Source organism: Caulobacter sp. 73W (assembly GCF_041021955.1).
Lineage (GTDB): Bacteria > Pseudomonadota > Alphaproteobacteria > Caulobacterales > Caulobacteraceae > Caulobacter.
On sequence record NZ_CP158375.1, the window covers coordinates 3,105,280 to 3,128,162 of the forward strand.

26 protein-coding genes are annotated in these 22,883 nt (G+C 67.6%); 15 read left to right on the forward strand and 11 right to left on the reverse strand.

Annotated elements, in window-relative coordinates; genetic code table 11:
* Positions 1–107 precede the first annotated feature (107 nt).
* Entirely contained in the window at positions 108–560 is a 453-nt protein-coding gene (locus tag ABOZ73_RS14760) for a PaaI family thioesterase (RefSeq protein WP_369058899.1), read from the reverse strand.
* 79 nt (positions 561–639) lie between these two features.
* Between ABOZ73_RS14760 and pcaF the strand changes: the two genes are divergently transcribed.
* From pcaF to ABOZ73_RS14785, 5 genes are read left to right on the forward strand one after another with little or no spacing between them, the layout of a single operon-like run.
* Positions 640–1,848, forward strand: coding sequence for a 3-oxoadipyl-CoA thiolase (gene pcaF / locus ABOZ73_RS14765; RefSeq protein ID WP_369058900.1), 1,209 nt, complete (start codon positions 640–642; stop codon positions 1,846–1,848).
* On the forward strand, positions 1,848–2,165 hold the full coding sequence (locus ABOZ73_RS14770; RefSeq protein ID WP_369058901.1) for a DUF3253 domain-containing protein: 318 nt from the start codon (positions 1,848–1,850) through the stop codon (positions 2,163–2,165). Before pcaF ends, ABOZ73_RS14770 begins: the two co-directional genes overlap by 1 nt.
* A gap of 6 nt (positions 2,166–2,171) precedes the next feature.
* Positions 2,172–2,759, forward strand: coding sequence for a uracil-DNA glycosylase family protein (locus tag ABOZ73_RS14775; RefSeq protein ID WP_369058902.1), 588 nt, complete (start codon positions 2,172–2,174; stop codon positions 2,757–2,759).
* The gene (locus ABOZ73_RS14780; protein WP_369058903.1) at positions 2,756–3,772 is read left to right on the forward strand and encodes an alpha/beta fold hydrolase; all 1,017 of its coding nucleotides are present in this window, start codon (positions 2,756–2,758) and stop codon (positions 3,770–3,772) included. Before ABOZ73_RS14775 ends, ABOZ73_RS14780 begins: the two co-directional genes overlap by 4 nt.
* Before the next feature lie 42 nt (positions 3,773–3,814).
* Entirely contained in the window at positions 3,815–4,876 is a 1,062-nt protein-coding gene (locus tag ABOZ73_RS14785; RefSeq protein ID WP_369058904.1) for a Leu/Phe/Val dehydrogenase, read from the forward strand.
* Between the two features lie 117 nt (positions 4,877–4,993).
* Here ABOZ73_RS14785 and ABOZ73_RS14790 read toward each other — a convergent pair whose 3' ends face one another.
* Positions 4,994–6,502, reverse strand: a complete 1,509-nt coding sequence (locus ABOZ73_RS14790) for a flavin-containing monooxygenase (protein WP_369058905.1) — start codon at positions 6,500–6,502, stop codon at positions 4,994–4,996.
* A gap of 158 nt (positions 6,503–6,660) precedes the next feature.
* Here ABOZ73_RS14790 and ABOZ73_RS14795 point away from each other — a divergent pair, with 158 nt between their 5' ends.
* Together ABOZ73_RS14795 and ABOZ73_RS14800 are read left to right on the forward strand one after the other, a co-directional pair.
* Positions 6,661–7,893, forward strand: coding sequence for a putative DNA modification/repair radical SAM protein (locus ABOZ73_RS14795; RefSeq protein WP_369058906.1), 1,233 nt, complete (start codon positions 6,661–6,663; stop codon positions 7,891–7,893).
* A complete protein-coding gene (locus ABOZ73_RS14800; protein ID WP_369058907.1) occupies positions 7,893–9,317 on the forward strand; it encodes a UdgX family uracil-DNA binding protein in 1,425 nt (474 codons plus the stop codon). The genes ABOZ73_RS14795 and ABOZ73_RS14800 overlap by 1 nt, the downstream gene beginning before the upstream one ends.
* Positions 9,318–9,427: 110 nt before the next feature.
* Here ABOZ73_RS14800 and ABOZ73_RS14805 read toward each other — a convergent pair whose 3' ends face one another.
* The 4 genes from ABOZ73_RS14805 to ABOZ73_RS14820 form a co-directional block, all read right to left on the reverse strand.
* Positions 9,428–10,081: a TetR/AcrR family transcriptional regulator gene (locus ABOZ73_RS14805; RefSeq protein ID WP_369058908.1), complete on the reverse strand. Its 654-nt coding sequence runs from the start codon at positions 10,079–10,081 to the stop codon at positions 9,428–9,430.
* Between the two features lie 94 nt (positions 10,082–10,175).
* On the reverse strand, positions 10,176–11,354 hold the full coding sequence (locus tag ABOZ73_RS14810; RefSeq protein ID WP_369058909.1) for a VWA domain-containing protein: 1,179 nt from the start codon (positions 11,352–11,354) through the stop codon (positions 10,176–10,178).
* 169 nt (positions 11,355–11,523) lie between these two features.
* Positions 11,524–12,036 carry an N-acetyltransferase family protein gene (locus tag ABOZ73_RS14815; RefSeq protein WP_369058910.1) on the reverse strand — a complete coding sequence of 171 codons (513 nt, stop codon included), beginning with the start codon at positions 12,034–12,036 and terminating at the stop codon, positions 11,524–11,526.
* A gap of 33 nt (positions 12,037–12,069) precedes the next feature.
* Complete coding sequence (locus ABOZ73_RS14820; RefSeq protein ID WP_369058911.1) at positions 12,070–13,077, reverse strand: zinc-binding alcohol dehydrogenase family protein; 1,008 nt, start codon at positions 13,075–13,077, stop codon at positions 12,070–12,072.
* 125 nt (positions 13,078–13,202) lie between these two features.
* On the opposite strand from ABOZ73_RS14820, the gene ABOZ73_RS14825 reads away from it, so the two are divergent.
* The 7 genes from ABOZ73_RS14825 (at position 13,203) to dxs (ending at position 18,640) form a co-directional block, all read left to right on the forward strand.
* Complete coding sequence (locus ABOZ73_RS14825; RefSeq protein ID WP_369058912.1) at positions 13,203–13,535, forward strand: winged helix-turn-helix transcriptional regulator; 333 nt, start codon at positions 13,203–13,205, stop codon at positions 13,533–13,535.
* Positions 13,536–13,539: 4 nt separating this feature from the next.
* Positions 13,540–14,460, forward strand: a complete 921-nt coding sequence (locus tag ABOZ73_RS14830) for a histone deacetylase family protein (RefSeq protein ID WP_369058913.1) — start codon at positions 13,540–13,542, stop codon at positions 14,458–14,460.
* A gap of 42 nt (positions 14,461–14,502) precedes the next feature.
* Positions 14,503–15,117 carry a histidine phosphatase family protein gene (locus ABOZ73_RS14835; RefSeq protein ID WP_369058914.1) on the forward strand — a complete coding sequence of 205 codons (615 nt, stop codon included), beginning with the start codon at positions 14,503–14,505 and terminating at the stop codon, positions 15,115–15,117.
* 71 nt (positions 15,118–15,188) lie between these two features.
* Positions 15,189–15,431, forward strand: a complete 243-nt coding sequence (locus tag ABOZ73_RS14840; protein WP_269716219.1) for an exodeoxyribonuclease VII small subunit — start codon at positions 15,189–15,191, stop codon at positions 15,429–15,431.
* Positions 15,431–15,781 carry a tRNA-binding protein gene (locus ABOZ73_RS14845; RefSeq protein WP_369058915.1) on the forward strand — a complete coding sequence of 117 codons (351 nt, stop codon included), beginning with the start codon at positions 15,431–15,433 and terminating at the stop codon, positions 15,779–15,781. The genes ABOZ73_RS14840 and ABOZ73_RS14845 overlap by 1 nt, the downstream gene beginning before the upstream one ends.
* A 5-nt stretch (positions 15,782–15,786) precedes the next feature.
* Complete coding sequence (locus tag ABOZ73_RS14850) at positions 15,787–16,677, forward strand: polyprenyl synthetase family protein (RefSeq protein WP_369062555.1); 891 nt, start codon at positions 15,787–15,789, stop codon at positions 16,675–16,677.
* A 49-nt stretch (positions 16,678–16,726) separates the two neighbouring features.
* Positions 16,727–18,640, forward strand: coding sequence for a 1-deoxy-D-xylulose-5-phosphate synthase (gene dxs / locus ABOZ73_RS14855; protein WP_369058916.1), 1,914 nt, complete (start codon positions 16,727–16,729; stop codon positions 18,638–18,640).
* Here dxs and ABOZ73_RS14860 read toward each other — a convergent pair.
* Genes ABOZ73_RS14860 through flgF form a run of 5 tightly spaced genes read right to left on the reverse strand, consistent with a single transcriptional unit; the run spans position 18,637 to position 22,052 of the window.
* Positions 18,637–19,113 (reverse strand): hypothetical protein, encoded by a 477-nt coding sequence (locus ABOZ73_RS14860; protein ID WP_369058917.1) that lies wholly within the window; start codon positions 19,111–19,113, stop codon positions 18,637–18,639. The genes dxs and ABOZ73_RS14860 overlap by 4 nt on opposite strands.
* Before the next feature lie 57 nt (positions 19,114–19,170).
* Positions 19,171–19,908 (reverse strand): flagellar basal body L-ring protein FlgH, encoded by a 738-nt coding sequence (gene flgH, locus ABOZ73_RS14865; protein WP_369058918.1) that lies wholly within the window; start codon positions 19,906–19,908, stop codon positions 19,171–19,173.
* A 13-nt stretch (positions 19,909–19,921) separates the two neighbouring features.
* Positions 19,922–20,485, reverse strand: coding sequence for a flagella basal body P-ring formation protein FlgA (locus ABOZ73_RS14870; RefSeq protein ID WP_369058919.1), 564 nt, complete (start codon positions 20,483–20,485; stop codon positions 19,922–19,924).
* Between the two features lie 4 nt (positions 20,486–20,489).
* Positions 20,490–21,281, reverse strand: coding sequence for a flagellar basal-body rod protein FlgG (gene flgG / locus ABOZ73_RS14875; protein ID WP_369058920.1), 792 nt, complete (start codon positions 21,279–21,281; stop codon positions 20,490–20,492).
* A 12-nt stretch (positions 21,282–21,293) separates the two neighbouring features.
* A complete protein-coding gene (gene flgF / locus ABOZ73_RS14880; RefSeq protein ID WP_369058921.1) occupies positions 21,294–22,052 on the reverse strand; it encodes a flagellar basal-body rod protein FlgF in 759 nt (252 codons plus the stop codon).
* 212 nt (positions 22,053–22,264) lie between these two features.
* Between flgF and ABOZ73_RS14885 the strand changes: the two genes are divergently transcribed.
* Positions 22,265–22,882: a flagellar basal body-associated FliL family protein gene (locus tag ABOZ73_RS14885; protein ID WP_369058922.1), complete on the forward strand. Its 618-nt coding sequence runs from the start codon at positions 22,265–22,267 to the stop codon at positions 22,880–22,882.
* The last annotated feature ends 1 nt before the right edge of the window (position 22,883 follow it).

The following is a 22,883-nucleotide window of genomic DNA, read 5'->3' on the forward strand; positions in this document are numbered from 1 at the left end:
CCTACTGACGATTGAAACTGGACGAGTTGCAGTTCTAGCGGAGCACTCGCCTCCGGTCGTCAGAAAGTTTTGCGAACATTCCCGTTCCGTCTTGGATGATCGCGTGGTCAGCGCGACCGGATCTTTTTCACCACGCCCGAGAAGGACAGCATCGCCCGCCCGCCGGTGGACAGCACGCCGCGCACGAACAGCAGCGAGCCGCCGTCACGGACGATCTCGCCCGTGGCCTCGATCAGGTCGCCCACCGCGGCCGGGCCGACGAACTCGCCGTTCAGGCTGACGGTCACGGCGCGGGTGTCCTTCAGGGCCTTCCAGCCGATGGCGAACAGGCAGAAGTCCGCGAAGGTCATCATGCAGCCGCCATGCATGAAGCCGCCGCCGTTCATGTGCTTCTTCTCGGCGCGGAAGGCGCAGCGCACCGTCCCGTCGTCTTCGTCGCGGAAATAGAACGGACCGGACTGGTCCTCGAACGGATCCGAGCCGCGCCAGGTGCGCCAGCCCGCCCACTCGCCCTCGGTCACAAGTTGGGGCCCGCCCAGGTTCTCGCCGCCGCCATCCATGACCGTCTCCCAAACGATTGTTTGATTGCTGCGTCCTGTCTGCCTAACTTGCAGCCAAATGAAAAGTCGGGAGACGGCGATGCAAGGTCGGACGGTCTATCTGTGCAGCGGTTTTCGCACGCCCATCGGCCGCTTCGGCGGCGGGCTCTCCAAGGTGCGGGCCGACGACATGGCCGCTCATCCCCTGAAGGCGCTGATGGCCGCCCACCCCAAGGTCGATTGGGACCGGATCGACGAGGTCCTCTACGGCTGCGTCAACCAGGCGGGGGAGGACAACCGCAACGTCGCCCGCATGGCTCTCCTGCTGGCCGGTCTGCCGGTGCGCACTCCGGCGGTGACGGTGAACCGTCTCTGCGCCTCGGGCCTGGAATCGGTGATCCAGGGCGCGCGGATGATCGCTACGGGCGACGCCGAGTTCGTCATCGCCGGCGGGGTCGAGCACATGACCCGCTCGCCCTTCGTCATGGGCAAGGCCGAGACCGCCTTCCAGCGCAGCAACGAGATCTTCGACACCACCATCGGCTGGCGCTTCATCAATCCGGCCATGCGCAAGGCCTATGGCGTCGACGCCATGCCCGAGACGGCCGAGAACGTGGCCGAGGACTACCAGATCGCCCGCGCCGACCAGGACGCTTTCGCCTTCCGCAGCCAGCAGCGCGCCGCCGCCGCCATCAAGGCGGGCTGGTTCGAAGGCGAGATCGCCCCGATCACCGTCGTCGATCGTAAGAGCGAGACCCTGCTCTCCGCCGACGAGCATCCGCGCCCCGACACCACGCTGGAGGCGCTGCAGGCCCTGAAGCCCATCGTGCGCGAGAACGGCACCGTGACCGCCGGCAACGCGTCTGGCATCAATGACGGGGCGGCGGCCATGATCCTGGCCACCGAGGAGATCGCCCGCGAATTCGGGCTGGAGCCCATCGCACGGGTCGAGGGCGGAGCCGCGGGCGGCGTCGCGCCCCGCATCATGGGCGTCGGCCCGATCCCGGCGGTGGAGACCCTGACCAGGCGCCTGGGCATCGATGTGAAGGATTTCGACGTCATCGAACTGAACGAGGCCTTCGCCGCCCAGGCCCTGGCCTGCACCCGCGCCTGGGGCCTGGCCGACGACGCCGAGCACGTAAATCCGCACGGCGGCGCCATCGCGCTGGGCCACCCGCTGGGCGCCAGCGGCGCGCGTCTGGCGATCACCGCGGCGCGGGCCATGAAGGCGCGCGGCGGCAAGCGGGCGCTGGCCAGCATGTGCATCGGGGTTGGCCAAGGGGGGGCGCTTGCATTAGCAAGCGTCTGATGAGCTCCCCGATCGAAGACGCCCTGCTGTCCGCCATCGCCGACCTGCCCGAGGGCAAGTCCGCCGACCCCGCCAAGGTCGCCCAGGCCATCGAGCCTGAGCGCTGGCGCCGCATCCTGCCGCACGTGCGCAACGTGGCCATCGGCCTGGCGCGCGAGAACAAGCTGGTGATCCTGCGCCACAACAAGCCGGCCGATCCCGGCAAGTTCAAGGGCGTGTGGCGCTTCCGCGCCCTGACCCCCGAGGAAGTCGCCGCCGGCGGCGCGACCTTCGTCCAGGCCTATGGCGGCGGAACCGACGAGGACGACCTCGATTAGGACGCCATGAGTTCGCTCGAGGCCGTCCTTTCCGACATCGCCGCCTGCCGGGCCTGCGCCGGGGAACTGCCGCACGAGCCCCGGCCGGTGGTCCGCGTCTCGCCCCAGACCCGCATCTTGATCTGCGGCCAGGCGCCGGGCCGGCTGGTGCATGAGACCGGCCTGCCGTTCAACGATCCCTCCGGCAATCGCCTGCGCGGCTGGATGGGGATCGACCGCGAGACCTTCTATGGCGACGGCCGGGTCGGCGTGGCGGCCATGGCCTTCTGCTTTCCGGGCACCAATCCTAAGGGCGGCGACTATCCGCCGCCCACCCGCTGCGCCCAGCTTTGGCGGCGCAAGCTTCTCGACAACCTGCCGAAGATGGAGCTGACCCTGCTGGTCGGCTGGCACGCCCAGGCCTGGGCGCTTGGGCCGCGATCGATGGCCAACATGACCGAGACGGTGCGGGCATGGGAACGCTACGTTCCGGAATTCCTGCCCATGCCGCACCCGTCGTGGCGCAACACCGCCTGGTTGAAGAAGAACCCCTGGTTCGACGCCGAGGTGGTTCCCTATCTTCAGGCCAGGGTGCACAAGATCCTGAAGCCATGAACCGCCGCGTCTTCCTTCTCAGCTCCGCCGCCCTGACGGCCACGGCCTGCGCGCCCATGGTGCAGTCTCGGGGCGTGCCGGGCGTGGGCTTTACCGGCCCGCATCTGGCGGCCGACGCCTTCGTCAGCATCGACGGCGCGCGGCTGGGTCTGTCGCAATGGGTTCCGGACGAGGAGCCCTGGGCGGTGATCGCCGGCCTGCACGGCATGAACGACTACGCCAACGCCTTCCATTTCTGGGGCGAGTGGGGGAAGGCGAGGGGGATCGCCACCTACGCCATCGACCAGCGCGGCTTCGGCCGCTCGCCCGAGCGCGGGGTGTGGGGCGGCGACGAGCTGATGCTGGATGACGCGCGGGCCCTGTGCGCCGTCCTGCGGGCCAAGCACCCGCGGGCGATCATCGCCCTGGCCGGGATCAGCATGGGCGGGGCGGTGGCGATCGACGCCATGGCCTCGGACCCCGCGCCTGACGCCGACCGCACGCTGTTGCTGGCGCCGGCGGTCTGGGGCTGGTCGGAGCAGCCCCTGCTGAACCGCGCCGCCCTGTGGCTGAGCGCCCATACCTTCCGCTCCAAGGTCTGGACCCCGCCGGCCTGGCTGACCCGCAAGGTCAAGCCGACCGACAACATCGACGAGCTCTACCGGATGGGCACGGACCCCCAGATGATCTGGGGCGCGCGGTCGGACACCCTGTACGGCCTGGTCGACATCATGGACCGGGGGCAGGAGCGGATCGGCGGGGTGAAGGGGCCGGTCGCCTACTTCTGCGGCGCGAACGACGAGATCATCCCCGACAAGGCGGCGGTGAAGGCGGCGCGCGACCTGCCCGCCGGAGCCCGAAGCGCCTTTTACGACAAGGGCTATCACCTGCTGCTGGTGGATCATCAGCGCGAGACGGTGTTCGGCGACATGGTCGCCTTTCTGAAGAACCCCGCCGCGCCGTTCCCGTCCGGCGTCCCGCCCATCGGCTCGCCGATGGAAACGGGGGTTGTGACTCGCGCCCCGGAGGCGTAGAGGGCGCGCACATAATTTCCGCAGCAGGACGGACTTGCAGGCATGACTCTTTTCGATTCCCCGGCCTTCGAGGGCCATGAAGGCGTTCATACCTTCTTCGACGAAAAGACCGGCCTCAAGACGATCATTTCCGTGCACTCCACGGCCCTTGGCCCGGCAGCCGGCGGTTGCCGCATGTGGGCCTATCCGGACGCCGAGGCGGCCCTGACCGACGCCCTGAAGCTGTCGCGCGCCATGTCCTACAAGAACGCCATGGCCGACATCGGCCTGGGCGGCGGCAAGGCCGTGATCATCGGCGACAGCCGCACCCAGAAGACCCCGGAGCTGTTCGAAGCCTTCGGCCGCGCCGTGGACGCCGTGGGCGGCCGCTACTGGACCGCCGAGGATGTGGGCGTCTCGCCCACCGACCTGCAGAACGCCCGCAAGCAGACGCGCTATGTCGCCGGCCTGGAAGGCCACGCGGCGGCCTCGGGCGATCCGAGCCCGGTGACCGCCGAGGGCGTGTTCCGGGGCGTGAAGCTATGCGTCGAGCGCGCCTATGATCGTGACCTGAACGGCGTCACCGTCGCCATCCAGGGCGTCGGCCACGTCGGCGCCTACCTGGCGGAAAAGCTGCACGCCGCCGGCGCCAAGCTGGTGATCGCCGACGTGAACCAGGCGGCCCTGGACGAGGTCGCCGCCAAGACCGGCGCCAAGATCGTCTCGACCGACGCCATCTTCGACGTCGATGCGGAAGTCTTCGCCCCTTGCGCCCTGGGCGGCGCCATCAACGCCGAAACCCTGCCGCGCCTGAAGGGCAAGGTGGTCGCCGGCGGCGCCAACAACCAACTGGCAACGCCGGAGATCGGGCGCATTCTGTTCGACAAGGGCATGCTGTACGCGCCCGACTACGTCATCAACGGCGGCGGCATCATCAATGTGGCCGGCGAAATCCGCGCCTTGGAAGCCGACACGGCGTTCGACCCGGCCTGGGTGCAGGACAAGCTGGCGACCCTGATGCTGACCCTGGGCGAGGTCCTCGACCGTTCGGCCGCCGAAAAGCGCCCGACCCACGAAGTCGCCAACGAAATGGCCAAGGCCCGCATCGCCAAGGGCCGCGGCTAAGGTTCTAGATCCTCCCCTCGCGGGGAGGGGGACCACGAAGTGGGGGAGGGGACTTGCTGACTCAGCAGGCCCACTCCGTCCTTTCAGGACACCTCCCCCAGAAGGGGAGGATTTGGGTCAGGACACCTTCACCCGTTCCATGTCGTAAGCCGCTGGGTCTATCGCCTTCACCCGGCGGCGATAATCGAAGGTGAAGCCCGGCCAGATGGTCGTGTTGCGGCCGTCCTCGGTCAGATACCAGCTCTTACAGCCGCCGGCGTTCCAGACGGTCTTGCCGACCCGCTGCTGAACGAAGGCGTTGAAGGCGTTCTGGGCGTCGCGCTTGGGATCCATCCAGGCCGCGCCCGCCGCGTCCATGCGGCGAAGCCCGTCCATCACGTGCCGGATCTGGCTCTCGATCATGTAGACGATCGAGTTGTGGCCCAGCCCCGTATTGGGGCCCATCAGCATGAAGAAGTTCGGATAGCCGCTGACCGTCACGCCCAGATAGGCCTGGGCGCCGGCTTCCCATTCGGCGTTCAGATGCCGGCCGCCGCGACCATGGACCTGGGTCGGGGACAGGGCGTCGGTGGCGGCGAAACCGGTGCCATAGACGATGACGTCGACCGCATGCTCCACGCCGTCTGTCGTGCGGACGCCTTTCGCGGTGATCTCGGCGATCCCTTCGGTGACCAGATCGACATTGGGGCGGGCCAGGGCGGGGTAGTAGTCGTTGGAGATCAGGATCCGCTTGCAGCCCATGCGGTAGTTCGGCGTCACCTTCCTGCGCAGGACCGGATCGGAAATGGTCGCGTCGATGAACTGGCGGCCAAGCTTCTCGAACTTGGCCATGGAATCGGTTCGCCAGACCAACCCCGTCGCAAGAAGCTCCAGGCGTGCATAGGTCAGACCGCGAAGCAGCTTCTGGAACACGGGCGCGGCGCGGAACAGGGCGCGCTCCCAACCGTGCATCTCGCGATCCTTCTTGGGCATGACCCAGGGCGGCGTGCGCTGGAACAGGGTCAGCGACTTCACCTTGGGCGCGATCTGCGGGACGAACTGGATGGCGCTGGCGCCGGTGCCGATCACCGCCACCGTCTTGCCGGTGAGATCATAATCATGGTCCCACCAGGCCGAGTGGAAGGTCTTGCCCTTGAAGCGGTCCATGCCCTTGAGGTTGGGCAGGATCGGCCGCGACAGCCCGCCCGTGCCCGACACCACCACCCGGGCGGTCAGGACCTGCCCGTCCTCGCTCGTCACACGCCAGAAACCGCCGGCCTCGTCGAAGGTCAGGTCGGTGACGGTGCGCCCGAGCCGCAGATGGGGCCGCAGGTCGTACTTGTCGGCCACGCGGTCCAGATAGGCGCGGATCTCCGGCTGGCTCGGATACACCCGCGACCATTCCGGGTTCGGTTCGAACGAGAAGGAATAGAGGTGGCTGGGTATGTCGCAGGCGCAGCCGGGATAGGTGTTGTCGCGCCAGGTGCCGCCGACGCCCTGCGCCTTTTCCAGGATGACGAAGTCCCGTCGCCCGTCCTTGAGCAACGCTATGGCCATGCCCAGCCCGGAGAAGCCCGAGCCCAGGATGGCGACGTCCACGTCCGGCTTGGCGGGCGCCTGGCCCGCCGGCTTGAAGGGCGCGTTCATGTTCCACCTAATGCGGTCGCCGTCTGACGCGGCGTGCCGCTCATCCTGAAGGTGAACGCTGATAAGTCAATGCGCCGCGCGTGCTTGTCCGCCCCGCGAGCAACACGCCGCACCCCTTACGCCTCGACAGAACAAAAGTGGAACATTAGGGTGCGGCCATGGCCGTACTCGATCTCAAGTCCAAGCTCGCCATCCTTTCCGACGCGGCCAAGTACGACGCTTCTTGCGCCTCATCGGGGGGGCAGAGGCGCGACAGCCTGGACGGCAAGGGCGTGGGATCCACCGAGGGCATGGGCATCTGCCATGCCTACGCCCCGGACGGTCGGTGCATCAGCCTGCTGAAGATCCTGCTGACCAACTTCTGCATCTACGACTGCGCCTACTGCATCAACCGCTCGTCCTCGAACGTGAAGCGGGCGCGGTTCACGGTGGAGGAGGTCGTCGACCTCACCCTCGGCTTCTACAAGCGCAACTACATCGAGGGGCTGTTCCTCTCGTCCGGCATCATCCGCAGCGGCGACTACACCATGGAAGAGATGGTGCGGGTGGCCCGGACGCTGCGCGAGGTCCACGACTTTCGCGGCTACATTCATCTGAAGCTGATCCCAGAGGCGTCGCCCGCCCTGGTGCTGGAGGCCGGGCTCTACGCCGACCGGGTGTCGATCAATATCGAATTGCCTAAGGACGAGAGCCTGACCGCCCTGGCGCCGGAAAAGGACGTGGGCGTCATCAAGAAGGCCATGGGCGGCGTCCGCTTGGCGATCGAGGAGCGCGCCCCGCAGAAGAAGGACCGCGCCCAGCCCCGCAAGTACGTCACCGGCCAATCGACCCAACTCATCGTCGGGGCGGACGAGGCGGCCGACGGCGACATCCTGGCGCGCAGCGAGAACCTGTACGGCAGCTATGGCCTGAAGCGCGTCTACTACTCCGCCTTCAGCCCGATCCCCGACAGCTCCAGCCGCCTGCCGCCGCAGAAGCCGCCCCTGATGCGGGAGCATCGGCTGTACCAGGCCGACTGGCTGATGCGGTACTACGGCTTCGAGCGGGCCGAGATCGCCGGGCCGGGCCAGAACCTCGATCTCGCCGTCGATCCCAAGCTGGCCTGGGCGCTGGCCAATCGCGACCGCTTTCCCATCGACGTGAACGCCGCCGACCGCGAGATGCTGCTGCGCATCCCGGGCCTGGGCGTCAAATCGGTGGACAGCCTCGTGGTCCTGCGGCGGCAGAAGCGGGTGCGGCTGGAGGACCTGAAGAAGCTGTGCGGCTCGGAGAAGAAACTGCGCCCCTTCGTCATCGCCGATGACTGGACGCCCGGCCCGCTGGCCGACGCCGACGACCTGAAGCCCCACCTGCCGCGCGAGGCGGCGCCGCAGCAACTGAGTTTGTTCTGATGCGGGTGGCGCGGCTTTCCAGCGAGATCGACTTCGATGGCTGGCGTCGGCAGGCGCGAACCCTGCGCGCCCAGGGCGTCGCGCCGGAGCATGTGATCTGGACCGTCGGCGGGGAGGGGGACCTGTTCGGCGATGAGGCCGCCGCCCCGGTGGTGGAGCCGGCGTTCACGGTGTCGCGCGAGTTCGTCACCCTGGCGCAGTCTGTGCTGCAGCACCGTTCGCCCGAGCGGCTGTCGCTGCTCTATCGCCTGCTGTGGCGGCTGCGGGATGAGCCGCAACTGCTGGCGGTGGTCACCGATTCCGACGTGCTGAAGGCCAGCCACTTCGACCAGGCGGTCCATCGCGCCCAGCACAAGATGAAGGCCTTTGTCCGCTTTCGCGAAGTTCCGGGGGAGGCGGAAACCTACGCCGCCTGGTTCGAGCCGCCGCATCGGGTGACCGAGGCGACCGCCCCGTTCTTCGCCCGCCGGTTCAGCGGCATGAACTGGTCGATCCTCACCCCCGACGCCTGCGCCCACTGGGACGGGGCGCAGCTGACCTTCTCCCCGGGGGCGGACCGCTCCCAGGCCCCGGCCGAGGACGCCCTGGAGGAGGCATGGTCCACCTACTTCGCCTCGATCTTCAACCCGGCGCGGCTGAACCCCACGGCGATGCAGCAGCACATGCCCAAGCGCTACTGGCGCAACCTTCCCGAGGCGCGGCTCATTCCCGACCTGATCGCCACGGCCCAGGAAAGGACCGCCGCCATGGTCCGGAGCGCCCCGACCACGCCATCCAAGCGCACCATGAAGGCGGCGTCGCGCATGGCGCGCGACATGCCCGCGGAGGGCGGCGCGCCAAGCAATCTCGAGGAGGTCGCCGCCGGCGTCGACGTCTGCCGCCGCTGTGACCTGTGGCGCGAAGCAACTCAGGGCGTGGCGGGCGAGGGGCCGGCGCGCGCCCGGTTGATGTTCGTGGGCGAGCAGCCAGGCGACCAGGAAGACCTTGCCGGTCACCCCTTCGTCGGCCCTGCCGGAAAGGTGCTGGACCGCGCGCTGGCCGAAGCCGGGGTCCCTCGGTCGGAGACCTACGTCACCAACGCCGTGAAGCATTTCAAGCACGAGCCGCGCGGCAAGCGCCGGCTGCACAAGACGCCCGATCGGGGGGAGGTGCAGGCCTGCCGCTGGTGGCTGGACGCGGAGCGGCGGATCGTCCGCCCCCGCGTGGTCGTCGCCCTGGGCGCGACGGCTGCTCTGTCGGTCTTCGGCAAGGCCACGCCCATCGCCGCCAACCGGGGGCAGGCGCTGCAATTGCCTGATCAGGCGCAGGCGGTGGTCACCTACCACCCGTCCTTCCTGCTGCGCGTGCCGGACGAGGCGGCGAAGCCCAAGGCCTATGCCGAGTTCGTGGAGGATCTGAGGTTCGCCTGGAGCTTGGCGGCCTAATGCGTCCTTCGAGACGCGAGTTGCACTCGCTCCTCAGGATGACGAATTCAGAATGCAATAAAGCTCGTCATGCAGAGGAGCGCGATAGCGCGTCTCGAAGCACGCACCGCCTAGCGGATGAAGCCCGCTTCGGCGAAGTCCAGCATCCGCTCCAGCAGCGCCGCTGTGTCGGCCTCGCCCATGCGGCCGTCGGCCAGGGCGTTCATGCGGTCGAATTCGGAGAAGCGGTTGTTGTGCAGCATGCCCAGCACGAAGTGCAGGCGCCAGTAGACCTCGACGTCCGGCAGGTCCGGCCGCGCGGCGGTCAGGGCGTCGGAAAAGCGGCGCAGGTGCGTCACGTCCGTGCGCAGGATCGTGCGGATTTCCTCGGTCCCTTCGCTGCGGGCGCGGATCAGGAACTGCAGCGAGATGCGACGGTCGTTCTCGGGCGCCATCCAACGCAGGGGCGGGATGAACAGGGCGGCCAGGATTTCGCGCACCGGCGGCTTACCGCCATGGCGGTCGTTGGCCTCGTGCAGCAGGCGGGCGCGTTCGCGGTTCAGCTCCGTCGTACGGCGACGGAAGATCTCGAACAGCAGGGCGTCCTTGGAGCCGAAGTGATAGTTCACCGACGCCAGGTTGACGCCCGCCTCGGCGGTGATGTCGCGCACAGAGACGTTCTGAAAGCCGTGCAGGGCGAACAGCCGCTCGGCGGCCATGAACACCAGGTTCTTGGTGACGGCTTCGGTTTGCGCCTCGTCGGCGCCATCAACTTCAAGACTCACAGGCGGAGATCCCCCTTACGCGAGGGCAGTCTTACGACCGTATGAAACTGACGCAAGCGTCCAATAAAACAGGCGGTTACTGAACGCGCGTAAGTTATCCGCGCACCAGCTCCCGCATGGCCTTGTCGAGGCCCTCCAGCGTCAGCGGATACATGCGGTCGTTCATCAACTGCTTCATGACGCCGATGGACTGGGTGTAGTCCCAGTGCCGCTCGGGTGTCGGATTCAGCCACACCGCGCTCTCATAGATCTGGGTGACCCGGTCGATCCACATGGCGCCCGGCTCCTCGTTCCAGTGCTCCACCGAGCCGCCCGGATAGGTGATCTCGTAGGGGCTCATGGTGGCGTCGCCCACGAAGATGACCTTGTAGTCGCCGGGGTACTTGTGAAGCACGTCCCAGGTCGCCGTCTTCTCGGTCTGGCGGCGGCGGTTGTCCTTCCACACGCTCTCGTAGAGGCAGTTGTGGAAGTAGAAGAACTCCAGGTTCTTGAACTCGGTCTTGGCCGCGCTGAACAGCTCCTCGCAGAGCTTGATGTGGCTGTCCATCGAGCCGCCGATGTCGAAGAACAGCAGCACCTTGATGCTGTTGCGCCGCTCGGGACGTAGCTGGATGTCCAGGTAGCCCTTCTCGGCCGTGCCTCTGATCGTGCCGTTCAGGTCCAGCTCGTCCGGCGCGCCCTGGCGGGCGAACTTGCGCAGCCGGCGCAGGGCGACCTTGATGTTGCGGGTGCCCAGCTCGACGCTGTCGTCGAGGTTCTTGTATTCGCGCTTGTCCCAGACCTTCACGGCCCGCCCGTGGCGGCCCTTGTCCTGGCCGATGCGCACGCCTTCGGGGTTGTAGCCGTTGGCGCCGAAGGGGCTGGTGCCGCCGGTGCCGATCCACTTGTTGCCCCCCTCGTGGCGCTCCTTCTGCTCGCGCAGGCGCTCCTGAAGGGTCTCCATCAGCTTTTCGAAGCCGCCCATGGCCTCGATCTCGGCCTTCTCCTCCTCGGTGAGGAACTTCTCGGTCAGGGCTTTCAGCCACTCGGCCGGAATGTCGGCGGTCAGGCCCTCGGCGGTGTTCTCCAGACCCTTGAAGACATGGCCGAACACGCGGTCGAACTTGTCGAGGTTCTTCTCGTCCTTCACCAGGGCGGCGCGCGACAGATAGTAGAAGTCCTCGACCGAACGGTTGATGACGTCCTTGTCCAGCGCCTCCATCAGCAGGAGGTATTCCTTCAGCGTCACCGGCACCTTGGCCTGGCGGAGCTCGGAGAAGAAATTCAGGAACATCGGGCGCGTCCAACGAGCGTTTGAACGCGCAGGATAGGGCCTTGAGCGGGAACCGCAATGCGTCCTTCGAGACGTGGGCCGCGCCCACTCCTCAGGATGCCGAGTTCAGTACGCACCCAACTTCGTCATGCTGAGGGGCGCGCAGCGCGCCTCGAAGCACGCACCAGCATCATCCCCGGCTGAGGATGAACTCCAGATCCTTGGTCTGGCCGACCGGGAAGATGTACTCGCCGACCTTGGCGAAACCGGCCCTCTCATAGAACCGCTGGGCGCCCAAGTTCTGCGACCACACGCCGATCCAGATGCGGCGACCGGGCTGCTCCAGCCAGTCGAAGACGGTCGTCATCAGGCGCGACCCCACGCCGCCGCCCTGGTGGGCCTTGAGGATGTAGATACGCTTCAGCTCGCCGCAGTCCGGCGTGACCTCGTCGTGCGGCAGGTCGCAGGGGCCGGCCAGGGCGTAGCCGACCACCGCGCCGTCAGCCGTCTCGACCACCCACATGGCCTTGGCGGGATCGGCCAGGTCGGCGCCGATGCGCGCCGGGCCGTAGGCGTAAGCCAGATAGTCCGCCAGATCCTGCGCCGGATAGAGATGGCCGAAGGTCTCGGCGAAGGTGTCGCGGCCGATGGCGCAAAGCGCGTCGGCGTCGGCGGGTGTGGCGCGGCGGATGGTCGGGCTCATGCGGGCCTGATACCCGGCGCGCCCCTCACTCGTCTAGAAACCTTCCAGCACCACCTTGCCGATGGTGCGGGCGCTTTCGACCTGGGCGTGGGCCTTGATCAGGTCGGCGGCGTTGATGCCCCCGACGACCTCGGCGAGGGTCGTGCGGATGCGGCCTTCATCGACCAGATCGGCGACGGCGTTGAGCAGCCGGTGCTGTTCGATCATGTCCGGCGTGCCCATGGGACGGGCGAACATGAACTCCCAGTGCAGGGACGCCGCCTTGTGGTGCAGCGGGCGCGGGTCGATGGTCCGGTCGGCTTCGATCACCCCGATCTTGCCCTGCAGGCCGATGGCGGCGGCGACCGCCTCGAAGTGATCGGCGGTGTGGGTCAGGCTGGCGATGTAGGGCGGGTTCTCAAGACCCAGACGCTTGAGCTCCTCGGCCAGCGGCTTGGTGTGGTCGAACACGTGGTGGGCGCCCAGGTCGCGGACCCAAGCCTCCGTTTCCGGCCGCGATGCGCTGGCGGCGATGGTCAGCCTGGTCAGCCGGCGGGCGATCTGGATCATGGCCGAGCCGACCCCGCCCGCCCCGCCGATGATGATCAGGGCCTGGCCTTCGCCCTCGCCGGGTTTCACGCCGAAACGGTCGAACAGCAGCTCCCAGGCGGTGATGAAGGTCAGCGGCATGGCCGCCGCCTGCGCGAAGGACAAGGTCTTGGGCTTGCGGCCCACGATGCGCTCGTCGACCAGATGCAGCTCGGCGTTGGTGCCTGGGCGGCCGATGGCGCCGGCGTAAAACACTTCGTCGCCCGCCTTGAACAGAGTGACCTGTTCGCCCACTGCCTCGACCACGCCCGCGGCGTCGTAGCCCAGGATGCGGGCCTCGCCTTCCGGCGGCTGGGCGCTGCGACGCACCTTGGTGTCGACCGGGTTCACCGATACCGCCTGCACCCGGACCAGAATGTCGTGGCCGCTCGCGACGGGCGCGGGGAGCTCCAGATCGATCAGGGCGTCGGGGGCGTCGATGGGGGAGGGGGCGCGGAATCCGACGGCTTTCATTTCGGTGTCTCCTGAAGCGGCTTCATCGCCGTCGACGGACAGATCGCCTTACGCTACGATATGCGCAAGTACGGTACTTTTCTGTATGTAGTACCCATTTGTATACTATTGGCTTGGCCGGACCCATGAACGATCCCAAGGAATGCGGCGTCGAAGCGACGCTGGACCTCATCGGGGGCAAGTGGAAGGGCGTGATCCTGTACCACCTGCTGGGCGGGCGCATGCGCTTCAACGTACTCAGCCGCCGCTTGGGCGCGATCACCCAGCGGATGCTGACAAAGCAGCTTCGAGAGCTGGAGGGCGCGGGACTGATCATCCGCACCGTCTATGCCGAGGTGCCGCCGCGGGTGGAGTATTCCCTGTCGGCGCGGGGGGAGAGCCTGAAACCTGTGATCCTGGCGCTGAAGGCCTGGGGTGACGAGAACGTTCTGGCGTCCCAGGCCCTGAAGGCCGGTTGAGCCGATGACCGTCGCGCTGTTCACCCACTCTGACATGCTCGACCACCAGCCAGGCCACGGCCATGCCGAGCGGCCGGAGCGCCTGCGAGCGGTGATCGACGCGTTGCGGGACGACGCCAGTCTCGACCTGGAGGTCAACGAAGCGCCACTGGCCGATCCGGCGGACCTCAAGCGGGTGCACCCCGCCGGCTATGTCGATGACATTTTCGCCGCCGCACCCCGCACGGGAAGACACGCCCTCGATCCCGACACGGTGCTGTCGCCCGGCAGCCTGACCGCCGCGCGCCGCGCCGCGGGGGCGGCGGTGGAAGCTGTCCGCGCCGTGGCGGCGGGGCGGATCGAGCGCGCCTTTTGCGCCGTGCGCCCGCCTGGCCATCATGCCGAGCCGGATGCGGCGATGGGCTTTTGCGTCTTTTCCAACGTGGCCGTCGCAGCGCGAGCAGCTCAGGCGGCCGGGATGGCGCGGGTGGCGGTGGTCGATTTCGACGTCCACCACGGCAACGGCACCCAGGCGGCGTTCGAGCACGACCCCAGCCTGTTCCTGGCCTCCATCCACCAGTCGCCGCTCTATCCGGGCACAGGCGATCCATCGGAGCGGGGAATCGGCAACATCGCCAACGCCGTCGTGCCGCCCCATGCGCCGCGAGAGCTGTGGCGCAGCAGATTCGAGGCGCTGATGGACCCGTTGGACGCCTTCGCGCCGGACCTGATCATCATATCGGCCGGATTCGACGCCCACGCCCGTGATCCGCTGGCCAGTCAGTCGCTGGAAGAGGCGGATTTCGCCTGGGCGACGAGGGCGATCGTCTCCATCGCTGCGAACCGTTCGCGGCGACGTATTGTCTCATCGCTCGAGGGCGGTTACGACCTAGAGGCTCTGGGGCGATCCGCCCTGGCCCATGTTCGGGCGCTTCAGGAGGGGTGAGGAAGGGCGAGGCTGCTTCGGCGGCTGATCTTTCCGGTGATTATGGCTGACGCTTCGACCGCCGATCACGGGCGCGTCCCCGCCCGATCGGGGAGCATCACCCTCGTCCGTCATGGCGAGCCCGCGATCTCGCGCAAGGTGCGCTTCAACGCCGCCAGCTACGGCCAGTGGTGGACCGAAGCCTACGAGCCCGGCGGCCTGCGCGCCGGCCAAAAGCCGCCGGCCGAACTGATCGAGGCCGCCGCCCGCGCAGGCACGATCATCGCCTCGACCCGCGTCCGCTCCATCGAGAGCGCCACCCTGCTGGCCGGCGGCCGCGCCTTCGCCCAGGATCCGCTGTTCATCGAGGCGCCCCTGCCGGGACCGCCGTGGCCGTCCTGGGTCAAGCTGTCGCCGAAGACGTGGGGCTTCTGGTCCCGCTTCTGGTGGTGGTTCCTCGACCACCACGACGGCCAGGAGAACCGCAAGCAGGCCGAGCAGCGCGCCGATGAGGCCGCCGCCGTCTTGGAAGGTTTCGCCGACGCCGGCCAGGACGTGATGCTGGTGGCGCACGGCTTCTTCAATGTCATGATCGGCCGGGCCCTGGCCAAGCGCCGGTGGCGCAAGGTCAGCGACGGCGGGTTCCGCTACTGGAACGCCAAGCGCTATCAGCGTTAGACGCCTTCCGGCGTTGCCCCGCCCGCGCCGCCTGACTAGGGTGGCGGCTTATTTCGAGCACCAGAGTTCCCATGACCGACGCCGCAGACCTGTCGGGCCTGTCCTTCGAACAGGCCCTCGCCGAGCTGGAGAAGATCGTCTCCGAGCTGGAATCCGGCCAGGCGCCTCTGGAGCGGTCGATCGACATCTATGAGCGCGGCGCGGCCCTGAAGGCCCACTGCGAGAAGAAACTCGAAGCCGCGCGCCTGCGCGTGGAGAAGGTCGTCCTGGGCGCCGGCGGCGCGACGGGCGTCGAGCCGGCGGAATTCGCCTGATGGGAGGGCGCGCGCCGGAGATCACCTTCGACGACTTCGCCAAGGTCGATATCCGCCTGGGCACGATCGTGAACGCCGAACCCTTTCCCGAAGCGCGCAAGCCGGCCTTCAAGCTGACCGTCGATTTCGGCGCCGAGATCGGGACCAAGCGGTCCTCCGCCCAGGTCACCCAGCTCTACAGCGCCGAACAGCTGGTCGGCCGCCGCGTGGCCGCTGTCGTCAATTTCCCCCCGCGCCAGATCGGCCCGATGATGTCGGAAGTCCTCTGCCTCGGCTTCCCCGACAACAATGGCGCGGTGGTGCTGCTGGACGTGGATCGCGACGCCCCTGACGGCGGGAGGCTGTTTTGAACGCCATGCCCGCCAAGAGCCTTGAACAGCGCCTCGTCGAGGCGGCAGATCTCGTCACCGTCGCGCTGGACGCCCTGCTGCCGCGCGCCGACGGGCCGGAATCGCGCCTGACCGAGGCCATGCGGTACGCAGCGCTTGGTCCGGGCAAGCGCCTGCGTCCGTTCTTCGCCCTCGAGACGGCGAAGATGTTCGATCTGGAGGAGCGGCCCGTGCTCCGCGCCGCCTGCGCGCTGGAGTGCATCCACGCCTACAGCCTGGTTCATGACGACCTGCCATGCATGGACGACGACGACATGCGCCGCGGCCGTCCCACCGTGCACAAGGCTTATGACGAGGCGACCGCGGTCCTGGCCGGTGATTCCCTGCAGACGGCCGCCTTCGAGATCCTGGCGCATCCCGACACCCACGACGACGCCCACATCCGCACCCAGCTGATCGCCCGGCTGGCGGTGGCTTCGGGCGCCAAGGGGATGTGCGGCGGACAGATGATCGACCTGCTGGGCGTGCGTGACGATCTTGGCGCGGTGGCCCGCATGCAGCGCCTGAAGACCGGCGCGCTGATCGCCTATTCCTTCGAGATTCCGCTGATCCTGGCCCGGGCCAAGGACGCCGAACGCTCGGCCCTGATGGCCTTCGCCCAGGACCTGGGGCTGGCCTACCAGATCGTCGACGATCTGCTGGATGTCGAGGGCGACCAGGACCTGCTGGGCAAGGCCGCCGGCGGCAAGGACGCCGCCAAGGGCAAGGCCAACTACGTCACCCTGCTGGGCGTCGACGCCGCCAAGGAACGGGTGGAGCTATTGGCCGCACAGACCAAGGCGCACCTTGATCTGTTTGGCGAAGCGGCCGGAACCCTGCGCGAAAGCGTTGATTTCGTACTGGATCGTCGCCGCTGACGCTGCGTCAGCGCTCGCTTCGCGCTTCCGGACGGATTAGATAAGCCAAATGTCATCCACGCCGCTTCTAGATCGCGTCTCCTCGCCCGCCGACACCCGCGGGCTTTCCCTGGCAGAGCTGAAGCAGCTCGCCGACGAGGTGCGCAGCCAGACCATCGACGCCGTCTCCGTGACCGGAGGCCACCTGGGCGCCGGCCTGGGCGTGGTCGAACTCACCGTGGCCCTGCACCATGTGTTCGATACGCCCAAGGACATCCTGATCTGGGACGTCGGCCACCAGGCCTATCCGCACAAGATTCTCACGGGCCGCCGCGACCGCATCAAGACGCTACGCCAGGGCGGGGGGCTGTCGGGCTTCACCAAGCGCGCCGAGAGCGAATACGACCCGTTCGGCGCCGCCCACGCGGCCACCTCGATTTCCGCCGCGCTCGGCTTCTGCGCCGCCCGCGACGCCAAGGGTGAGGACAACAACGTCATCGCCGTGATCGGCGACGGCTCCATGAGCGCGGGCATGGCCTATGAGGCCATGAACGCCGCCTGCGACACCACCAAGCGTCTGATCGTGGTGCTGAACGACAACGACATGTCGATCGCGCCCCCGGTCGGCGGCATGAGCGCCTATCTGGCCAAACTGGTCAGCGGCGGCGCCTATCGCCGTGTCCGCCAGATCGGCAAGAACGTGGTCGAGCACCTGCCGCGCCCGCTGCAGTCCGTGGCCCGCAAGGCCGAGGAATACGCCCGCGGCATGGTCACTGGCGGGACCTTCTTCGAGGAGCTGGGCTTCTACTATATCGGCCCGATCGACGGTCACGACCTCGACGCCCTGGTGCCTGTGCTGAAGAACGCCCGCGAGTTCCAGGACAAGCCGGTTCTGGTCCATGTCGTGACGCAAAAGGGCAAGGGCTACGCCCCGGCCGAGAACGCCGCCGACAAGTACCACGGCGTCGTCAAATTCGACGTGGTCACCGGCCAGCAAGCCAAGGCCGCCGCCGCGGCCCCCAGCTACACCAAGGTCTTCGCCGAAGCCCTGATCAAGGAAGCGGAGAAGGACGACAAGATCGTCGCCATCACCGCGGCCATGCCGTCGGGCACGGGTCTTGACCTGTTCGGCAAGCAATTCCCGCAGCGGACCTTCGACGTGGGCATCGCCGAGCAGCACGCGGTGACCTTCGCCGCCGGCCTCGCCGCCGACGGCATGAAGCCGTTCACGGCCATCTACTCGACCTTCCTGCAACGCGGTTACGATCAGGTCGTCCACGACGTGGCGATCCAGCGCCTGCCGGTGCGTTTCGCCATGGACCGCGCCGGTCTGGTCGGCGCCGACGGCCCGACCCACGCCGGGACCTTCGACATCGGCTTCATGGGCGCGCTGCCCGGCATGGTGCTGATGGCCGCCGCCGACGAGGTGGAACTGGCCCGCATGGTCGCCACCGCCGCCGCCATCGACGACCGCCCGAGCGCCTTCCGCTATCCGCGCGGCGAGGGCTGGGGTCTGGAGATGCCCGCGGTGCTGGAGCCTCTGGAGATCGGCAAGGGCCGCATCGTCCGCGAGGGCACGGCCGTCGCCATCCTCTCCTTCGGCACACGCCTGGATGAATCGCTGAAGGCCGCCGACCTGCTGGCCGCGCGCGGCCTGTCCGCCACCGTCGCCGACGCCCGCTTCGCCAAGCCGCTGGATATCGACCTGATCCTTCGTCTCGCCCGCGAGCACGAGGCCCTGATCACTGTCGAGGAAGGCGCCATGGGCGGCTTTGGCGCCTTCGTGCTGCAGGCCCTGGCCGAGCACGGCGCGCTGGATCGTGGCCTGAAGGTGCGGACCCTGGTCCTGCCCGACGTCTTCCAGGATCAGGACAAGCCTGACCTCATGTACGCCGAAGCCGGCCTAGACGCAGCCGGCATCGCCGCCGGGGCCCTGGCGGCCCTTGGCGTCAGCAACAGCGCGACGGCGGGGCGGCGGGCCTAGGCGGCCTTGCCGCAACTGCGGAAGAACTGGGTCACATCGGCCCGGTCATTTTTGCCGGCCTTGAGATTGAAGCGGCGGCCCTGGTTCACGACGGCCAGGTCGCCGGTGCGGTCGAAGCTGGACAGGGCGGCGCCGTCGGCGCGGCTGGACGCCTCGATCAGCTGAGCGCCGCTCATCATGTCCGGCACGGAGCGGCCGACGACACGTTCCTGGGTCTTGCGCGAGATGAGGATGAACTCGGGCTTCTTGTCCGCCGAGATCATCGACAGGTCGACGGTCCGCGAGCCCGGCTTGCAGGTCATCATCAGCAGGATGGCGTCGCTGTTGGGCAGGCCATAGGCCAGCTTGGCGCCCTCGCTCTGGTTCTCCAGGTAGATCCAGCTGTAGCCGGCGGCGGTCTCGCCGCGGTCATGCGCGCAGGCGCCAAGGCCCAGAACAGCCAGAACCATCAATGCCGAAAGCCGTCGCTTCATGACGCGCCTCCCTTCGATAGAGAGAACGCACCATGAAAGGGTCGGTTCTGGATTGGATCAGAACGGCGAGAACTTCTCCACCAGCGCCTGGCCGGCCGGCGTGCGCTGCACGCGGCTGATATCGCCGCGGCCGCCATAGCTGATACGGGCCTCGGCGATCTGCGTGTGCTTGATCGTGTTGGTGCTGGAGATGTCCTCCGGGCGCACGATGCCGGCCACCGTCAGCTGGCGCAGTTCGGCGTTGGTGCGCACCTCCTGGGTGCCCTGGATCACCATGTTGCCGTTGGGCAGCAGGGCCGTGACCGTCGCGGCCACGGTCAGGTTGATCTGCTCGGCCCGGTTCACCGCGCCTTGACCCTGCATGCTGGTGGCGGAGTTGGTGTTGACGGCGTTGGCCGGGTCGTAGCCGCCCGGCAGGATACGGCCCAGGCTGGATTCCAGGCCCAGGAAGTTGGGCACGCCCACCTTGGAGGTCGAGCCGCGCGAGGCGCTGGTCTGGTTCTGGGTGCGGGCGCTGTCGGCGATCTGGATGTTCACCGTCAGGATGTCGCCGACCCGGCTGGCGCGCTGGTCGTTGAAGAAGCTGCGGGCGCCCACGCGCCAAAGCGAGTTGGCCGACGCCGCTTGCGGCGCGTAGCGCGGCGGGGCCAGGGCCATCACTTCCTGCTGCTGCGGGATCAGGGCGGCGGGATAGCCGATCTGGCTGAGGTTGGGGCCCTTCACCGTGTCCACCACTGTGGAGCAGGCGGCGAGCGGAGCGATCAGGGCGAGGGCGGCGATCGGCGACAGACGCATCGGAATGGCTCTCTTAACGGGCGGCGTAACGGTTGGAGGCGACGGCCTGGCGAGCGGACGGTCCGATCACGGCCTGACCGGGGCCGATGGCCACGGCTTCGATGATCTTCTTGGAGGCGGGGTTCTGCAGCTTCACCCACTGGCCTTCGGCGGCGGCGCTCATGGCCTTGGTCTGCATCGACAGGGTGATCTGGCCGTCGGACCAGGCCAGATCGACGACGTCGCCGCTGCGGATCACCTGCTGGACCGCTACGGGACGAACCATCGCCTGAGCGGTGGCGGCTTCAGCTTCCACGGGGACGGAGCGGACGATGACCCGGCGCAGGCCGCGGTCGTTGGCCCACTGGAGCCCCGCGCGATGAGCGGCGACCTGAACGACGCCGGCCTCCAGCACGGCGCTGGGGCCGACGCGCTTGCCGACCACGACGTCGGCGGCCGCGCCGGCGCCGTCGAACAGGTCGCCCAGGGTGATCTGACCGTCCAGGTCGATGACCTGCTCGCGCAGTACGACGGGAGCGGCCAGGGCGGGACCGGCGATCAGGGCGGCGGCGAGGCCGATAAGCAGGGTGCGGGTCATACGCTTACGACTTCAGCTGGGAGGTGGCTTGCAGCATCTGGTCGGCCGAGCTGATGACCTTCGAGTTCATCTCGTAGGCGCGCTGGGCGACGATCAGGGCGGTGATCTCGCTGACGGAGTCCACGTTCGAGGCTTCGGTGTAGCCTTGCAGCAGCGAGCCGACGCCCACCGAATTGGGCTGGCCCACCACCGCTTGCCCGGAGGCGGCGGTTTCCATGAACAGGTTGTCGCCGATGGCGTCGAGGCCGGCGTCGTTGACGAAGGTCGCCAGTTCCAGCTGACCCACCACTTCCGGCTCGGCGGCGTTGTCGCCGCGGATCACCTGGACCTGACCGGCCTTGGAGATCTGGATGTCCTTGGCGTCTTCCGGGATCGTGACGCCCGGCTGCACCTGATAGCCGTCCTCGGTCACCAGGCGGCCCTGATCATCGGTCGAGAAGTTGCCGGCGCGGGTGTAGGCCGTCTCGCCCGACGGCAGCAGCACCTGGAAATAGCCGCGGCCCTGAATCGCCATGTCGAGCGGCTTCTGGGTCTGGCTCATCGTGCCCTGCTGGGTGATGCGGTAGACCGAGCCGGCCTTGACGCCGGCGCCGACCTGAACGCCGGTCGGGACGATGTTGCCCTGGTCGGACGACTGCGTGCCGGCGCGCTCGATCGTCTGGTAGAGCAGGTCCTGGAATTCGGCTCGCTGACGCTTGAAGCCGATGGTGTTCATGTTGGCGATGTTGTTCGAGATGACCTCGACGTTCAGCTGCTGGGCGGCCATGCCCGTGGCTGCGGTGCGGAGCGCTTGCATCTAGGTCTTCCCTTAGTTCGTACGGCCCAGGCGCTCGATCGAGCGCCGGGACAGGTCGTTGTTGTCGCCGACGAGCTTGGACGAGCGCTCGTAGGCGCGGGTCACTTCAATCAGACGGGTGATCTCCACGACCTGCTGGACGTTGGAGCCCTCCACCATGCCCTGCTGCACGAGCGCGTCGGCGGCTGCGATGGGCTGGGCGTTGGAGGTGTTGCGGAAGAGGTTGTCCCCTTCCTTGGAGAGGGCCGAGCGGTCCTCGAACTGCACCACCGCCAGGCGGCCGACATTGACGGCCTGCCCGGTGACCGCATTGGTCTGGCTGATGGTGCCGTCCTTGCCGATCGTGATCTCGCCCTGGGCGGGATCGATATTGATCTGGGCGTTGCCCGGGCCGGTGACCGGATGGCCCTGCTGGGTGACCAGGATGCCTTGCGGGTTCAGGGTGAAACGACCGTCGCGGGTGTAGCGCGCTTCACCGCCCGGCCCCTGCACCGAGAAGAAGCCCTGACCGTCGATGGCGACGTCGAACGTCCCGCCGGTCTTGCGCAGCGGGCCCTGACCGAAGTCGCGGGTGATGCCATCGTCGATGACGAACTTCACCGGCCCCTGGACCTGAGCGGTGCGGGCCTTGCCGGCCGCCTCGGTCTTGACCAGCAGCTCCTCGACCTTGAAGCCGGCCGTGTCCGCGTTGGCGATGTTGTTCGCCACGATGTCGAGTTCTCGCCGCAGCGTCATCTGACGCGACAGGCTGAGATACATCGCGTTGTCCATCGAAGCCTCCGACCCGGCGCCGCAGCGCGCCTTTCACTCGTCGTCGGCTATGCAAATGCCGGGCCAGTTCCAAAAGCCGAATAAAATCAGCGATAAAAATAGTTAACGACGCGCGCTGCGACAAACTTGCCGAGCGGCCAATCAGGCGAGGAAAAACAGATCGTTAACCAAGCTGCGTGAATAGAGAGTGGGACGATGCCAAGGAGCCGCGCGTGGCCAAGGACAAGGGCGAAGAGCCCGAAGACGCTATCGAAGATGGCGAAGAAGGGGCCGAGGGCGCAAAGCCCAAGAAGAAGCTCCCGCTTCTGATCATCATCATCGTGGCCGCCGTCCTGGTTCTGGGCGGGGGCGGCGCGGCCGCGTTCTTTCTTTTGAAGCCCAAACCCGAAGGCGAGCACGCCGAGGGCAAGGAGCCGAAGAAGGAGGAAAAGAAGAAAGAAGAAAAGAAGGCCGAGGGGGAAGAGGGCGCCAAGGCCGAGGGGGCCGAAGCCGGCGAGGTCGGCACGATCCGCGAAGGACCGGACGGCGTGGTGTATTACACTCTGCCCAACGTCATCGTGAACATGCAGTCGGCGGAGGGGCGTCCGTCCTTCCTGAAGCTGAAGCTTACTCTGGAGCTCGCCGACGCCGCGACAGCCGAGACGCTGACGCCGAATCTGCCGAGACTCCAGGACATGTTCCAGTCGTTCCTGCGCGAGCTGCGCCCTGAAGATCTGTCCGGCAGCCAAGGCAGCTATCAGCTTCGCATGGAGATCCAGCGGCGCGTGAACCTGGTCATCGCCCCGGCGCAGGTGAAGGCCGTCCTGATCGAGGAGATGCTGATCAACTAGG

Excerpts from the sequence above, each read along its gene's own strand:
- ABOZ73_RS14760 (WP_369058899.1), bottom strand. The coding sequence starts at position 560 with ATGGATGGCGGCGGCGAGAACCTGGGCGGGCCCCAACTTGTGACCGAG.
- pcaF (WP_369058900.1), top strand. The coding sequence starts at position 640 with ATGCAAGGTCGGACGGTCTATCTGTGCAGCGGTTTTCGCACGCCCATC.
- ABOZ73_RS14770 (WP_369058901.1), top strand. The coding sequence starts at position 1,848 with ATGAGCTCCCCGATCGAAGACGCCCTGCTGTCCGCCATCGCCGACCTG.
- ABOZ73_RS14775 (WP_369058902.1), top strand. The coding sequence starts at position 2,172 with ATGAGTTCGCTCGAGGCCGTCCTTTCCGACATCGCCGCCTGCCGGGCC.
- ABOZ73_RS14780 (WP_369058903.1), top strand. The coding sequence starts at position 2,756 with ATGAACCGCCGCGTCTTCCTTCTCAGCTCCGCCGCCCTGACGGCCACG.
- ABOZ73_RS14785 (WP_369058904.1), top strand. The coding sequence starts at position 3,815 with ATGACTCTTTTCGATTCCCCGGCCTTCGAGGGCCATGAAGGCGTTCAT.
- ABOZ73_RS14790 (WP_369058905.1), bottom strand. The coding sequence starts at position 6,502 with ATGAACGCGCCCTTCAAGCCGGCGGGCCAGGCGCCCGCCAAGCCGGAC.
- ABOZ73_RS14795 (WP_369058906.1), top strand. The coding sequence starts at position 6,661 with ATGGCCGTACTCGATCTCAAGTCCAAGCTCGCCATCCTTTCCGACGCG.
- ABOZ73_RS14800 (WP_369058907.1), top strand. The coding sequence starts at position 7,893 with ATGCGGGTGGCGCGGCTTTCCAGCGAGATCGACTTCGATGGCTGGCGT.
- ABOZ73_RS14810 (WP_369058909.1), bottom strand. The coding sequence starts at position 11,354 with ATGTTCCTGAATTTCTTCTCCGAGCTCCGCCAGGCCAAGGTGCCGGTG.
- ABOZ73_RS14815 (WP_369058910.1), bottom strand. The coding sequence starts at position 12,036 with ATGAGCCCGACCATCCGCCGCGCCACACCCGCCGACGCCGACGCGCTT.
- ABOZ73_RS14820 (WP_369058911.1), bottom strand. The coding sequence starts at position 13,077 with ATGAAAGCCGTCGGATTCCGCGCCCCCTCCCCCATCGACGCCCCCGAC.
- ABOZ73_RS14825 (WP_369058912.1), top strand. The coding sequence starts at position 13,203 with ATGAACGATCCCAAGGAATGCGGCGTCGAAGCGACGCTGGACCTCATC.
- ABOZ73_RS14830 (WP_369058913.1), top strand. The coding sequence starts at position 13,540 with ATGACCGTCGCGCTGTTCACCCACTCTGACATGCTCGACCACCAGCCA.
- ABOZ73_RS14835 (WP_369058914.1), top strand. The coding sequence starts at position 14,503 with ATGGCTGACGCTTCGACCGCCGATCACGGGCGCGTCCCCGCCCGATCG.
- ABOZ73_RS14840 (WP_269716219.1), top strand. The coding sequence starts at position 15,189 with ATGACCGACGCCGCAGACCTGTCGGGCCTGTCCTTCGAACAGGCCCTC.
- ABOZ73_RS14845 (WP_369058915.1), top strand. The coding sequence starts at position 15,431 with ATGGGAGGGCGCGCGCCGGAGATCACCTTCGACGACTTCGCCAAGGTC.
- ABOZ73_RS14850 (WP_369062555.1), top strand. The coding sequence starts at position 15,787 with ATGCCCGCCAAGAGCCTTGAACAGCGCCTCGTCGAGGCGGCAGATCTC.
- dxs (WP_369058916.1), top strand. The coding sequence starts at position 16,727 with ATGTCATCCACGCCGCTTCTAGATCGCGTCTCCTCGCCCGCCGACACC.
- ABOZ73_RS14860 (WP_369058917.1), bottom strand. The coding sequence starts at position 19,113 with ATGAAGCGACGGCTTTCGGCATTGATGGTTCTGGCTGTTCTGGGCCTT.
- flgH (WP_369058918.1), bottom strand. The coding sequence starts at position 19,908 with ATGCGTCTGTCGCCGATCGCCGCCCTCGCCCTGATCGCTCCGCTCGCC.
- ABOZ73_RS14870 (WP_369058919.1), bottom strand. The coding sequence starts at position 20,485 with ATGACCCGCACCCTGCTTATCGGCCTCGCCGCCGCCCTGATCGCCGGT.
- flgG (WP_369058920.1), bottom strand. The coding sequence starts at position 21,281 with ATGCAAGCGCTCCGCACCGCAGCCACGGGCATGGCCGCCCAGCAGCTG.
- flgF (WP_369058921.1), bottom strand. The coding sequence starts at position 22,052 with ATGGACAACGCGATGTATCTCAGCCTGTCGCGTCAGATGACGCTGCGG.